This is a genomic window from Betaproteobacteria bacterium (genome assembly GCA_009693245.1).
Lineage (GTDB): Bacteria > Pseudomonadota > Gammaproteobacteria > Burkholderiales > SHXO01 > SHXO01.
Genome location: SHXO01000089.1, coordinates 1 through 13,127 on the forward strand (window position 1 = coordinate 1; position 13,127 = coordinate 13,127).

The 13,127-nt window shown below is 60.0% G+C and carries 14 protein-coding genes and 2 pseudogenes; 13 read left to right on the plus strand and 3 right to left on the minus strand.

From position 1 onward, the window contains the following. From EXR36_13275 to EXR36_13310, 8 genes are all read left to right on the plus strand, one after another. The coding region (locus tag EXR36_13275) for a Uma2 family endonuclease (protein ID MSQ60576.1) at window positions 1-261 on the plus strand (261 nt) is incomplete at its 5' end. Between the two features lie 24 nt (window positions 262-285). Continuing rightward, entirely contained in the window at window positions 286-2,094 is a 1,809-nt protein-coding gene (locus EXR36_13280; protein MSQ60577.1) for an acyl-CoA dehydrogenase, read from the plus strand. A 196-nt stretch (window positions 2,095-2,290) separates the two neighbouring features. Beyond that, window positions 2,291-3,067: an SDR family oxidoreductase gene (locus EXR36_13285; GenBank protein ID MSQ60578.1), complete on the plus strand. Its 777-nt coding sequence runs from the start codon at window positions 2,291-2,293 to the stop codon at window positions 3,065-3,067. A gap of 118 nt (window positions 3,068-3,185) precedes the next feature. Beyond that, window positions 3,186-3,623 carry a DUF2384 domain-containing protein gene (locus tag EXR36_13290; GenBank protein MSQ60579.1) on the plus strand — a complete coding sequence of 146 codons (438 nt, stop codon included), beginning with the start codon at window positions 3,186-3,188 and terminating at the stop codon, window positions 3,621-3,623. Further along, complete coding sequence (locus EXR36_13295) at window positions 3,620-4,093, plus strand: RES domain-containing protein (protein MSQ60580.1); 474 nt, start codon at window positions 3,620-3,622, stop codon at window positions 4,091-4,093. Before EXR36_13290 ends, EXR36_13295 begins: the two co-directional genes overlap by 4 nt. Window positions 4,094-4,104: 11 nt before the next feature. Then, window positions 4,105-4,500: a PaaI family thioesterase gene (locus EXR36_13300; protein ID MSQ60581.1), complete on the plus strand. Its 396-nt coding sequence runs from the start codon at window positions 4,105-4,107 to the stop codon at window positions 4,498-4,500. A gap of 1 nt (window position 4,501) precedes the next feature. After that, window positions 4,502-5,455 (plus strand): alpha/beta hydrolase, encoded by a 954-nt coding sequence (locus tag EXR36_13305; GenBank protein ID MSQ60582.1) that lies wholly within the window; start codon window positions 4,502-4,504, stop codon window positions 5,453-5,455. Further along, window positions 5,452-6,213 (plus strand): SDR family oxidoreductase, encoded by a 762-nt coding sequence (locus tag EXR36_13310; GenBank protein ID MSQ60583.1) that lies wholly within the window; start codon window positions 5,452-5,454, stop codon window positions 6,211-6,213. Before EXR36_13305 ends, EXR36_13310 begins: the two co-directional genes overlap by 4 nt. A 162-nt stretch (window positions 6,214-6,375) precedes the next feature. On the opposite strand, the pseudogene EXR36_13315 reads toward EXR36_13310, so the two are convergent. Beyond that, a pseudogene (locus EXR36_13315) lies at window positions 6,376-7,002 on the minus strand (CHRD domain-containing protein). 324 nt (window positions 7,003-7,326) lie between these two features. Here EXR36_13315 and EXR36_13320 point away from each other — a divergent pair. The 3 genes from EXR36_13320 to EXR36_13330 all read left to right on the plus strand — a co-directional run bounded on the left by EXR36_13320 (window position 7,327) and on the right by EXR36_13330 (window position 9,865). Continuing rightward, complete coding sequence (locus EXR36_13320; GenBank protein ID MSQ60584.1) at window positions 7,327-8,283, plus strand: MBL fold metallo-hydrolase; 957 nt, start codon at window positions 7,327-7,329, stop codon at window positions 8,281-8,283. A gap of 142 nt (window positions 8,284-8,425) precedes the next feature. Then, window positions 8,426-8,623, plus strand: a complete 198-nt coding sequence (locus EXR36_13325) for a DUF2783 domain-containing protein (GenBank protein ID MSQ60585.1) — start codon at window positions 8,426-8,428, stop codon at window positions 8,621-8,623. Then, window positions 8,624-9,865, plus strand: coding sequence for a cytochrome P450 (locus tag EXR36_13330; GenBank protein ID MSQ60586.1), 1,242 nt, complete (start codon window positions 8,624-8,626; stop codon window positions 9,863-9,865). 1 nt (window position 9,866) lies between these two features. Here EXR36_13330 and EXR36_13335 read toward each other — a convergent pair whose 3' ends face one another. After that, window positions 9,867-10,778, minus strand: a complete 912-nt coding sequence (locus EXR36_13335; GenBank protein MSQ60587.1) for a complex I NDUFA9 subunit family protein — start codon at window positions 10,776-10,778, stop codon at window positions 9,867-9,869. A gap of 7 nt (window positions 10,779-10,785) precedes the next feature. Beyond that, window positions 10,786-11,577, minus strand: coding sequence for a hypothetical protein (locus EXR36_13340; protein MSQ60588.1), 792 nt, complete (start codon window positions 11,575-11,577; stop codon window positions 10,786-10,788). A 72-nt stretch (window positions 11,578-11,649) separates the two neighbouring features. Between EXR36_13340 and EXR36_13345 the strand changes: the two genes are divergently transcribed. Together EXR36_13345 and EXR36_13350 are read left to right on the plus strand one after the other, a co-directional pair. Beyond that, the gene (locus tag EXR36_13345; GenBank protein MSQ60589.1) at window positions 11,650-11,946 is read left to right on the plus strand and encodes a hypothetical protein; all 297 of its coding nucleotides are present in this window, start codon (window positions 11,650-11,652) and stop codon (window positions 11,944-11,946) included. Between the two features lie 129 nt (window positions 11,947-12,075). Then, window positions 12,076-13,127, plus strand: a pseudogene (locus tag EXR36_13350) (MFS transporter).

Genomic DNA, 13,127 nt, shown 5'->3' on the forward strand with positions numbered 1-13,127 from the left:
CCCATACTCATCGTGGAGGCGCTTTCCGAGTCGACAGGGGATTTCGACCGTGGCGAGAAATTTGCCGCGTACCGCCGCATTGCGGAGTTCAAGGAATATGTACTGATCGATCCTGATCGCAGAACGATCGATATTTTCCGGCGTACGAAATCGGGTGAATGGGTTCTATGGGACGCGCGCGGAAAATCGGAAGTTCGCTTCGAAACCCTGGATCTGAAATTAATGGAAGCCGAGATTTTCGGAAGCTTACCGAGTTCCTAGGCGGCGTTTACCCGGCGATATTCCATGACCTCCCGACTCATCAACCGGCGCGATCTCGATTTCCTGCTCTACGAGTGGCTCGGAGCCGGCGCATTGACTGTGCGAGACCGCTTCGCCGAGCATGGCCGGCAGACTTTCGATGCGGCCATCGAGTCCGCGCACCGTCTGGCGGAGGAGCATTTCGCCTCCCACAACCGCAAAGCCGACGAGCATGAACCGAGATTAGACGGTAAGTTCGTCAGCATGATTCCCGAGGTTAAGGCCGCCCTGGAGGCTTTCAGTGCATCGGGATTTACCGCCGCCGCGCATGATTACGAACTAGGGGGGATGCAGTTGCCCTTCACGGTGACGCAAGCGTGCTTTGCGCTGTTTCAATCGGCAAACGTGGGTAGCGCCTCCTACGTGCTGCTCTCCATGGCGAATGCCAATCTTCTTCGCGCGTTCGGCTCGCGGGAGCACCAGCGCCTGTACTTGAGGCCGCTGCTCGATGGCCGTTACTTCGGCACCATGGCGTTGACTGAACCGCAGGCGGGATCGTCGCTGTCGGACCTACGCAGCACGGCGGTTCCAGCTCCGGATGGGCATTATCTGCTCACCGGAAATAAGATCTTCATTTCCGGCGGGGATCATGAACTCTGCGAGAACATCATTCATCTGGTGCTGGCGAGGGTTCGGGGCGCACCAGCGGGCGCGAAGGGAATTTCGCTTTTTATAGTGCCCAAGTTTCTTGTGAATCCGGATGGCTCGCGCGGCGCGCGCAACGATGTGGTCTTGAGTGGGTTGATCCACAAAATGGGCTGGCGCGGCACCACATCGACCATGCTCAACTTCGGCGAAAACGGGCGTTGTGTCGCATACCTGCTGGGCGAACCGCACCAAGGCCTGCGCTACATGTTCCACATGATGAACGAAGCGCGCGTTGGGGTCGGATTGAGCGCGGTCATGCTGGCCTACACGGCCTACTTGCACTCTCTCGCCTATGCTCGCGCACGACCCCAAGGCCGGTTGCCCGGCGCCAAGAATCCAGAGCAAGCCCAAGTGCCCATCATCGAACATGCCGACGTTCGGCGCATGCTGTTGGCGCAGAAGGCTTACGCCGAAGGCGGTTTGGCGCTGTGCCTTTATTGCGCGCGCTTGGTGGACGACAAAGATACCGCGCCCGGCGAGCACGAGCGGCAGGAGGCCCACCTTCTTCTGGAAATTCTCACGCCCATCGCCAAGTCCTGGCCATCGCAGTGGAGCCAGGAATCCATCAGCCTGGCCATTCAAGTCCACGGTGGCTATGGTTACACGCGCGAATACCCGGTGGAGCAGTTCTACCGGGACAACCGGTTGAACGCCATTCACGAGGGTACGCACGGCATTCACGGACTGGATCTGTTGGGCCGCAAGGTGGTGATGCAAGACGGGGCAGCCCTGCAATTGCTCATGCGGGAAATGGACCGCACCATTCGCGAAGCGAAAAAATGCAACTCGCCGGAACTCGTGCGCGCGGCTACTGCCCTGGCCGATGCCATCACGCTGCTGCTTGAGACCACGCGCAATCTCCTATGTGCCTCGGACCGCGGCGAAAGCGGCTTGGCGCTCGCCAACGCCAGCGTTTACCTCGAGATGACTGGGCACATCGTCATGGCGTGGATATGGTTGCGCCAGGCGCTCGTTGCCCTGGAGAGACTTCCGTCCGCGCCGGAAACCGACCGCGCCTTTTATCAGGGTAAGCTTCAGGCCTGCGGATTTTTCTTCCGCTGGGAGTTGCCAAAAATAAAACATCAAAACCAGCTCCTCAACGACATGGACAGGACTTGCCTTGAAATGCAGGATGAGTGGTTTTGAACGGAGGAAAATCCTTCACCACAGAGGTGCGGAGGCACAGAGAAATTCCAAATATAAATCTTCTCGGTGAAAGGCCTGGGACCAACATCGAGCACAAGTTTTGGGCCCTCTCTATATCCGGGTTGGTTTGCTTTTCTCTGTGTCTCTGTGTCTCTGTGCCTCTGTGGTGAATGGTTCTTGAGTTTAAGGAGTTGAGATGAGTCTCAAGCAGCAATTGGATCTTTCAGGCAAGGTGGCGCTCGTCACGGGAGGCTCTCGCGGCCTTGGCCTGCAACTGGCCGAGGCGCTGGGGGAAATGGGCGCCAAGCTGGCGCTCACGGCACGTAAGGCTGGAGAGTTGGAGGCCGCTGCTACCGCGCTACGCGCGCATGGCTGCGAGGTGGCGGTTTTCCCCGCTGATTTGCAGAATGCGGCTGGGGCCGAGGCGCTTGCGCGCCAGGTCATGGAGCGCTTTGGCACCATAGACATCCTGGTCAATAACGCGGGCGCTACCTGGGGCGCAAGCGCGGAAGACCATCCTCTGGAAGGATGGATCAAAGTGATCAATCTGAATCTGACCGGCGTGTTCGCGCTGACACAGGCCGTTGGCCGCCTGGCCATGATTCCCAAACGCTACGGGCGCATCATCAACATCGCCTCCGTCGCCGGTGTTAGAGGCACCGATCCGCGCTTCATGAGCACCATCGCCTACAACACCAGCAAAGGCGGGGTGGTCAACTTTACACGCTCGCTCGCAGCCGAATGGGGTCTGTATGGAATCACCGTCAACGCCATTGCGCCCGGAGTCTTTCCCACCAAAATGGCGGCCGGCATGATCGAGAAGGCCAAGGACTTCGTGATAGACCGGACACCTCTGCGGCGGTTGGGCAACGACCAGGACTTGAAAGGCATCGCCGCCCTCCTTGCCTCCGATGCATCGAGTTACATCACCGGGCAGATCATCGCGGTGGATGGCGGCATGACCGCGCTCTAACCTCCGCGTGGATTCTTCGGCCGCGCTCCGTTACCGCGTGTCCGAATGAGTGACGCGCCGGAATATCGCGGCAATAATGCTGTAGAATTGACGCAATATTGCGCATGAGAGAAAAGACATGTCCGAGGGCGTGGAAACGGTTTTGAATCTGCTCGCGATACCAGCACCCCGGCGGCGCAGGATACACTCGATAATGGACTTGGAGTCCTTGGTTCAAGAGGGGTTGCCGGGGCGCGCTTTGATAGCTCTTCAAACTGCTCTGGAAATTCCCGTTGCGCGTTTTGTGGAGATCGTAGGCATCTCGGCGCGCAGCTTCAGCAATTTGGGAAAGAACCGCAATCTAGACCTCGTGGTGAGCGATCGTTTAGCGCGAATCGCCAGGATCGCCGCGAAGTGCGAAGAAGTGTTCGGCAGCCGGGAGAAGGCGGTTCATTGGTTGCACGAACCCTTGATCGCGCTTGGGGGAAAGACGCCCTTTGAGAGAATGCTTACCGAAACGGGCGCCGCCCGCGTCGAAGACATCTTGGTCTCGATCGAACACGGGGTGTATGTGTGATTCTATGGAGGCTAAGCCCGGCTCGCTATGCGACGCTGGCCTTGACGGGGGAAGGTGCGAGTCTGCGAGGGGGGAGATGGAATAGCCGCGGGGTCAAGGCGGTGTATGCATCGCTCGACCCCGCGACAACGATTCTTGAGGCGTTGACGACCTTCGATCTCGCGTTTGCACCGAACGGAGGATTCCAACTATTGAAACTTTCCATCCCGGCGGATGTCCAGTTCACCGAACCGCCGTTGGCCGAGTTACCGGAACGGTGGGCGGATTGGGACTCGCCCGGCGCCGCGCGAGAGTATGGCGATGTCTTCCTTAAAAGTGGGCTGGGACATCTGTTGATCGTACCGAGCGCGGTGCTGCCGCAGGCGAGAAACGCCGTGATCAATCCAGCTCATCCCCAAGCCCGGAAAATATCCATAATGCAGCAGACTCCTTTTGAATTTGATCCGCGGTGGCCTCTAAATAGGTCATAACATCCAACGACATGGAAAAAACTTTCGATATTAAAATCCCTTACGTGGAACACATGGGCATGCGCCTGCTGGAGAAGGCGGACGGCAAAGCGCGCGTGGCCTTCGAACCGAAAGCCGAGCATTTCAATAGCTGGAAGACCATCCACGGCGGTGTGCTCATGGGTTTGCTGGACGTGGCCATGGGCACTGCCTCGCGTTCGCTCGACGCCCAATGCATTGGCGCCGCCACGGTGGAGATGAAGACCAATTTCATCAGCGGCGCCCAAGGCCCGGTGTTCACGGATGCCCGTGCCCAGTGGGCGGGGCGTTCTCTCATATTCACCGAAGCAGAGATGACTGACATGGCCGGTACCCTATTGGCGAAGGCCACTGGCACTTTCAAACTTATTTATCCAAAGGAAGGCTAAGATGGCCATCGATCCGCAAGCGCAAAAAGTTCTCGACCTCATCAAACAAGCGGGGTTGCCGGAAATTTGGCAGCTCACTCCCGAGCAAGGGCGAGAGCAATATTTGATGCGCGTAAGCAATCTCGCGCTCAAGGAGCAAATCTTTCGTGTCCAGGACCGCAAGATTCCAGGGCCAGGCCAAGACTTGGATATCCGTGTCTACCAACCACGCGAGCCCAGGGCAGGCGAGAAATTTCCGGTGCTCCTGTGGTTCCACGGCGGCGGTTTCGTGATCGGCGATCTGGACTCTCACGATAGCGCCTGCCGGGCACTCGCCAACCAGGCCGATTGCCTGGTGGTGGCGGTGGACTACCGCTTGGCGCCCGAGAGCAAATTTCCGGCGGCGGTGGACGATTGCTTCGCAACCTTGCGCTGGCTCGCGTTGCACGTGGTGGAACTGGGCGGCGATCCCCTGCGCATGGCGGTGGGGGGCGATAGCGCCGGGGGCAATTTGGCGGCGGTGGTTGCAATCCTCGCGCGCAACGACGGATACCCGAAATTGGCGGGCCAGTTGTTGATCTACCCTTGCGTGGCGCCGGAACCGGAGACGCCTTCGCACAAGAAATTCGCGGAGGGTTACGTGCTCACACGTAACGCCATCACGTGGTTCTACAAGCAGTATGTGCGCAGCCCAAAGGAGTTTTACGATTTTCGCTTCGCGCCTCTGGCCGCGGACGACCTGAGCAACTTGCCGCCGGCCTTGGTGCTGGTGGCGGGCTTCGATCCCCTGCGGGATGAAGGCATCGACTACGCCAAGCGTCTCATGGAGGCAGGTAATCCGGTGACGCTTAGCAATTACGAAGGCATGGTGCACGGATTTTATTTGATGGGCGGTGCGGTAGATGCGGCGAAGCGTGCGATCGCCGAATCCGCGGCTCACTTGAGACGATGGTTCGCGAAAGGGGAGAGAACATGAGCTTGGCCGGAAAAATTGCGTGGATTACGGGAGCGGGAACAGGCATCGGCCTGGGTGGCGCGCAAGCCTTGGCGGCGGCGGGCGCCACGGTCGTCATGTCGGGCCGGCGCGCGGACGTGCTGGAGCGTGAAGCTGCCGTCATCAAGGCGAAGGGCGGCAAGGCTGAGGTGGCTGTGCTCGACGTGAGCGACGCGAACGCCGTGAGCAAGGTGGCGCAAGGCATTTTGTCGCGCCACGGCAAGGTGGATATCCTGGTCAACAGCGCGGGGCTCAATACCCCTAAACGCTTTTGGAAGAATCAGAGCGTGGAGGGGTGGAACGAAGTCATTCGAATCAACCTGGACGGCACCTTTTACTGCTGCCACGCCGTGCTGCCTTCCATGCGCGCGCGCAAGGACGGGCTCATCATCAACATATCTTCGTGGGCCGGTGTCTACCACGCCGCCATCACGGGACCTGCCTACAACAGCAGCAAGTTCGGCGCAGTGGCGCTCACCGAGAGCATCAATCTGGAAGAGTGCATCAACGGCATTCGCGCGTGCGTGATTTGCCCCAACGAAGTCGCCACCCCCATCATGGAACGCCGCCCCATCCCTCCAAGCGCCGAGGACCGCGCACGGATGTTGAAGATGGAGGATCTAGGCCAGACGATCCGCTTCGTCGCCGAAATGCCGCCACATGCTTGTGTGAACCAGATCATCATCAGCCCGACGTGGAATCGAGGCTACGTGCCAGGGGCGAAGGCAATTGCGGGGTAGGCAAAACGTTCGGCCAAATTTGGATTTGCCACGCCGATATCCGTTGCCTCGAATGGTTAATGCGAAGGAAGACTTGCTGGTGAGCCTCATGGTGCTGTAGTTCCGGCGCAACCCGCAAAACGAAAGCCGCGCGGGAGCGGGGCTTTCGTGAGGCGATGATATTTACCGCTCGTGACGGCGCGACGCCAGGAGACCGGCAAGACCTAAACCGAGAAGCGCGAGCGTACCGGGTTCCGGAACAGGTCTGGGAACATTAGGACAAGCCGGGTCGTTCGGACCACCACAAGCGTTGAGGAATCCGCGAATCTCGCCGCCGGGAAACGTCACGGTATGGATGTTGAAGTAGGCTTGGCAGGCGAGCAGTCCCGCGGATAATGCCGCTTCCGCTGTAGCCACGGTGCCGCCGTTCGCCGTGATGAATCCCGCTCTGAATGTACTTGCGAGCGTGGTGTCGTTAGTATTTAAGAAGTACCCTGACGTGACGCCAAGAGGAAATCCGATGAATGACGTAACCTGAGTAGCTACCCCAGCATTTCCAGGAGGCGCGACGCAGCAATGAATGTGTGCGGCGGTGGTGGCGCCGCTCAATCCAGAGAACGATGCCTAGACGGTAAGCTGGTCAGCCACATCATCCAGGGTGACAAGGGCGATTCCGGTGCCTGGTGAACCAGTCGCCGGGTTTTCAAAGTTGCCGAGAAAGGCTGAGTATGTCACTGGCGCCGCGGACACGCTGGAAACCATCCCGCCCAATCCCAGTGCTGCCGCCAAAAGCAATCGTTGAATCTTCATGGTGTTCCTCCTATTAGATTACCCAAGCGGAAGCCTTTATGTTCAGACGATCGCGGGATAATTCACGACCTGAGCAATTATTGACCCAGATCGTGGAATCATGGGCTTAGCGCGATGTTGATCACGCACTGTAAAGATTCTCGACAGTGCCAGCCGTGCAGAACATTGCCCCACGAATCAGGAGAACGAAACAGAACGCTTGCGCGGTCAGGTTGCCTGGTGCGTCCCATAAAGGCCGAGTTAAGTTGTGTGCGATACAGCCCGCTTCACCCAAGCAGAGCGCTTCCGCTAACATGAGCGCCATATATCCCAAGGAGGATCCGCATGAGCACCGAGAAGAAATTTGCATCCCAGGCCGATACCGCCGACAAGAAAGCGAGCTTCGATAAGCTGAGCGAGCACGCCTATGCCTACACGGCGGAGGGAGACCCGAACACGTGCGTTGTCGTCGGGGACGATTGCGTCATGGTCATCGATACCCAGGCCACGCCGGTGATGGCGCAGGACGTGATTCGCCACATCCGGAAGGTCACGGACAAGCGCATCAAGTACGTGGTGATGTCGCACTATCACGCCGTGCGCGTGCTGGGCGCATCGGGTTACAACCCCGAGCACATCATCGCCAGCCGCGACACCTACGACTTGATCGGCGAGCGGGGTGCGCAAGATATGCAAAGCGAGATCGAGCGCTTTCCGCGTTTGTTTCGCGCCGTGGAATCAATCCCTGGGCTGACGTGGCCCACGCTTGTGTTCGAGAAGCGCATGACGCTCTGGCTCGGAAAACTCGAAGTGGAAATCCTGCAAGTGGGCCGAGGCCACACGAAAGGAGACACCATCGTGTGGTTGCCGCAAGAGAAAATTTTGTTCTCGGGCGACTTGGTGGAATACAACGCCACACCCTACGCGGGCGATGCTTACCTCACCGATTGGCCCGCCACCCTGGATGCGCTGGCAGCCATGAAGCCCGAGAAACTCGTCCCAGGCCGGGGTGCCACTTTGCAAACGCCCGCCCAAGTCAAAGCGGGGCTCGATGGCACACGCGCCTTCGTTACGGAGATGTTCGAGTCGGTGAAGCGTGGCGCCAAGGCTGGCAAGGATCTGCGCGCGGTGTACCAAGAAACTTACGCAGCCATGAAGCAAAAGTTCGGTCACTGGGTGATCTTCGATCACTGCATGCCGTTCGATGTTTCACGGGCCTATGACGAAGCGACGCAGTATCGCGATCCGCGCATTTGGACCAATGAGCGCGATATCGCTATGTGGAAATCGCTGGAGGCGTGAGGCGTGAGGCGCAAAAAGCAATGCAGCCCACTCCCTCTCCCCGTTTGCGGGGAGAGGGAGTGGGTGAGGGGCAACTCTTGGCGCTCGACCTTTTATCCCTGAATCCTGACCCCAGCTCCTAGCCCCCAGCCCTTAGCCCAAGATGCCGCTCAAACTCGAACCTAACTTCGGGCAGCCCGATGACTTCTACGAGGCGTTGACCGGCTTGCACGAGGGCCTCACACCCGAGCATAGCCAACTGGTGAATGCCAAGCTCATTTTGTTGCTTGCCAATCACATTGGCGATCTCTCGGTGTTGCGTGAAGCCATGGAGCGGGCACGCAAGGATGGCGGTTTGTAAATGAGCGCGCTGCCGCATGCGCAAGCGCTCGCGGAGAACTTCGATCTGCGTGACTTGCCCGCGGATTTCTACACTGACCCTTACCCCTATTACCGGGCGCTACGCGAACACGCGCCAGTGAAGCGCATGCCCGATGGGAGCTACTTTCTCACGCGCTTCGCCGACTGCCTCTTCGTCTACAAGAACCCGAAGCTATTCAGCTCCGATAAGAAGCGGGAGTTCAAGCAGAAGTATGGCGATTCGCCGCTTTACGAACATCACACCACGAGTTTGGTCTTCAACGATTCGCCGTTGCACACACGCGTGCGGCGCTTGATCGCTGGCGCGCTCACGCCGCGCGCCAGCGCGGACATGCAGCCCGGGTTGGTCACCTTGGTGGGCCAACTGCTGGACGACATCGCGGCGAAGAAAGAGGCGGATCTCATCGAGGATTTCGCATCGCGAATTCCCATCGAGATCATCGGCAACTTGCTCGGAGTGCCGTGCACGGAACGCGGTCCATTGCGGGAATGGTCGCTGGCCATCCTCGGTGCCCTCGAGCCCACGGTTACCCCCGCGGCCTTCGTGCGCGGTAACCGGGCCGTGGAGGAGTTTCTCGTCTACCTCGAAGGATTGATCGCGCACCGGCGCGAGCGTTCCGGCGACCCCGCGCGAGACGTACTCACCCGTTTGATTCAAGGCGAGATAAGTGGCGAGATGAGCGGCGAGCGCCTCACGGAAAAAGAGCTATTGCACAACTGCATTTTCCTGCTCAATGCCGGCCACGAGACCACCACCAATCTCATCGGCAACGGATTGGTACTGCTATCCCGGCATCCGGACCAGAGGGCGCGCCTCCTCGCGCAACCCGAACTCATCGAATCCGCGGTGGATGAAATCCTGCGTTACGAAAGCTCCAACCAACTTGGCAATCGCATCGCCACGCAAGCCACCGGGGTGGGCGCGGTGAGCATGGCGGCGGGAACCCAGATTACGCTGTGCATCGGCGCCGCCAATCGGGACCCTGCGCAGTTCCCTGATCCAGAACGCTTCGACATTGCTCGCGCGCCGAACCGCCACCTCGCCTTTGGCGCGGGCATTCATCATTGCGTGGGGTTGAATTTGGCCCGCCTCGAAGGAGAGGTAGCGATTTCAAGCTTCCTCGCGCGCTTTCCGCGCTATGAATTGGCGGGCGAATCTGTGCACGGCGGCCGGGCAAGGTTCCGGGGATTTTTGCACGTGCCTTGCAAGTTGGCCGGATAGTCTAATGTCTAGTGTTAGCGCCCATCGCCAAGGGAGCCCGGCCTAGTAGGTCCGCCAGGCGGTTGCTTTGAGGTGCGTTATCGCACTGCATGAGTTCCAGGTGACCGAAGGAGAATGGCGTGAGGTGCAGCAGGTCGCATACATGACTACCCAGCCGCGCGATGGCGTGCGGAATGGGAATGACCGGCGCCGGGGGGCGATGATTCGCCGCGCGCAAGGTGGACAGCAATTCGCGCATCGTCATGGCACGAGGGCCTCCGAGTTCCACCGTTCGCAAGTCCTCGCGTCCTCGTAGTTGCGCGAGCCCAGCGATAGCCTCTCCAAGATCGCTTACCGCCAGCGGGGAGATACGGCCCGTGGCGCTGGCGGGGACGAAATGGATGGGCCAGGAAGCCAGTCTACGCAACCATGCCGCGCCGTAGCCTCCTTCGCCATCCAGGAGAGAAGGCCGCACGATGGTGTAATCCCCGCCAGCCCTGGCCACGGCGGCCTCGCCGTGCAATTTGGAAGTAATGAATCCGCTGCGAGCATCCGGGCGTAGCCCGAGAGCGGATACATGGATGAAGCTGGGCACGGCATAACGCACGCACGCGCTGGCCAGTGCCGCGGGAGCCATGTGGTGGACACGTTCGTAGGTTTCATGCGGCCGCGTGAGGTGAAAGCGCTCGCGAAGAATGCCCACGCAGTTGACCACCGTATCCGTTCCGCGGAGCAATTGCCGCCAATCCAATATATCGGCCAACTGCTCGTGATGCGCGACTCGCATCTCGCAATGCCGTGCATGCGCGGGCAGTTTGCGCGATGAGCTCCGGGGATGACGGCTGCCGATGATCACGTCGTGTCCGCGCGCAAGCAGCGCGGACACGACGTGGCGGCCGATGAAACCGGTCCCGCCCAGGACGAGAGCGTTCACGGGCTGGCTAGACGAACTTTACCTCCAAGGTGCCGAGCGTCTCTACTTCGATCACATAGTGCTCGCCGGCCTTGACCCAGATGAGATCGGCGATGCTGCCGGTGGAGACAAACTCGCCACGCTTCAAGGTGCGGCCTAGTTGCGAGTAGGTGTTGGCGATCCACACCATGGCGTTGAGCGGATCGCCCAGGATGTTGCTGGCGGTGCCGCGAGAAATTTCGCTGCCATCCCGGCGTATGGTACCTGTCAGTTTGGGCATATCGAGGGAACGCCAATCTGCGTGCGGTTCTCCGAGGATCACGCCCGCGTCGAGGGTATCGTCGGCGATCAGGGTGGGAATATGGATGCGGGCCAGATCCTCGTATCGGTTGTCCACGATTTCCATGGAGATCATGCAGGCGTCGATGGCGGCGGTGAGATCAGCGCGCTCGTAAGGCAAGGCGCGAGGAGCCAAGTGGTGGCCAAAACGAAAGGCGATCTCGCATTCCAATCCGGGGCGGATGAAGTCCGCTACTGGCAGTTCCACGCCTGTGCGCCATACCGTCTTGGCGTAGACAGTTCCGGCGCACGGATGTCCCACACCGAGCTTGCGCTGAATGGCGGCATTGGTGGCGCCGATCTTGTGGCCCGCCACGGCGCCAAGGGATTGCGCGAGGATGCGCTGCGCTTGTGCCTGCACCGCGTAACCTTCCGCCACATCCTTGGGGCCTGTCCCCTGGGCCAAGTTTGGCAATGGAATGCGGTTCAAACGGTGGCGCACGATAAGCTGCGCGGCTTCGTGTAATGAGGAAGTTTCCATTTCGGTCGTCCTGGGTTGGTAAAAGGTAGGCTAATATTGTTTTGAAGTCCGCGCTATCTTTCTGGAGAGGAAATGATTAGAAAAATACTGTTTGTTCTAGGCATCGCGAGCGTGCTCGCATGGGGACCGCCGTCTTTCGCGGCGAATGAGAATGATGGCCGTAAGTGCGCTGACGATGAAGAGCGCGAGGGCGATATTTGCTATCCGCGTTGTAAAGACGATGGCTATACCCGGTACGAGGGCGATGGTGACGAGTGCCTGCAAATCTGCCCGCCCCATTCTCAGGACCATGGCTCTGTGTGCCTCACGGGGCCGGCGCAGCTTCGCAAAAAGCATTTCAAGCGCGGACCGGGCCGGCCCTTGACCTAGGCGCCTAAGCAAGAGCACCTGGGAAGGGCAGGAAACATCTCGCGTACCCGCACCGTCGTGGCACTCGGGGCGGCGCAGACCCTTGCCTGGGCATCGTCTTATTACTTACCAGCTATTTTGGCCGTGCCCATGGCGCGAGACCTCGGCGTCCCGGCCTTGACGGTGTACGCAGCCTTCTCCTGCGCCTTGGTGGTTTCGGCACTGCCCGGACCCTACGTGCGATCGACCGTTGGGGCGGAAGGCCGGTTTTGGTGCCCACCAATCTTGCCTTTGCAGCCGGCCTGGCGGCGCTGGCCCTGGCGCAAAATTCCGTGGGTCTGTTCGCGGCCTGGGCCATCATCGGACTTGTCATGGGGTGCGGTTTGTACGAAGCCGCGTTCTCGGCAATCGTGCGGCTCTATGGCCATGATTCACGCAACGCCATAACAGGCATCACGCTCATCGCGGGGTTTGCCAGCACCATTGGTTGGCCGCTCTCGGTTCTTCTCGAAGGGCAATGGGGATGGCGCGGTGCCTGTCTCGGCTGGGCGGCGCTGCACATCGCGCTGGGCTTGCCGCTCAATTCGCTGTTGCCGCGTGCACGATCCATCGCTTCACCGCATCAGGTGGCGGCCGGGACGGCGCAGCCTGCACGCGCTCCCGCCCGCGCGAGCGCGCTAACGTACGTTGTCTTGGCTTTCGTGTTCGCGGCCACGTGGTTTATCAGCACGGCCATGGCCGCGCACCTGCCGCACCTGTTGCAAGATGCCGGTGTGACCTTCGCCGTGGCGGTGGGCGTGGCGGCTTTGGTGGGGCCCGCTCAAGTGGCAGGGCGCTTGCTCGAATTCGGGCTGTTGCGTGCCGTGCACCCGTTGCTTTCGGCACGGCTCGCCGGGCTCGCCCATCCCGCCGGTGTGTTGGTGTTATTGCTGGGAGGTCCGCCCGCAGCCACGCTATTCGCGGTGTTGCACGGCGCTGGCAATGGCATCCTCACCATCGCCAAGGGGACGCTGCCGCTGGCGATATTTGGGGCCCACGGCTACGGCGCCAGGCAAGGCTGGCTGATGATGCCGGCCCGGGTTGCACAAGCGCTGGCGCCCTTCATCTTCAGTCTTGCATTGACGCGCTGGGGAGTTGGCTCCCTATGGCTATCGGGTACCCTGGGACTTTTGGTTTTTATTGCGCTGATGTGCTTACCCAGA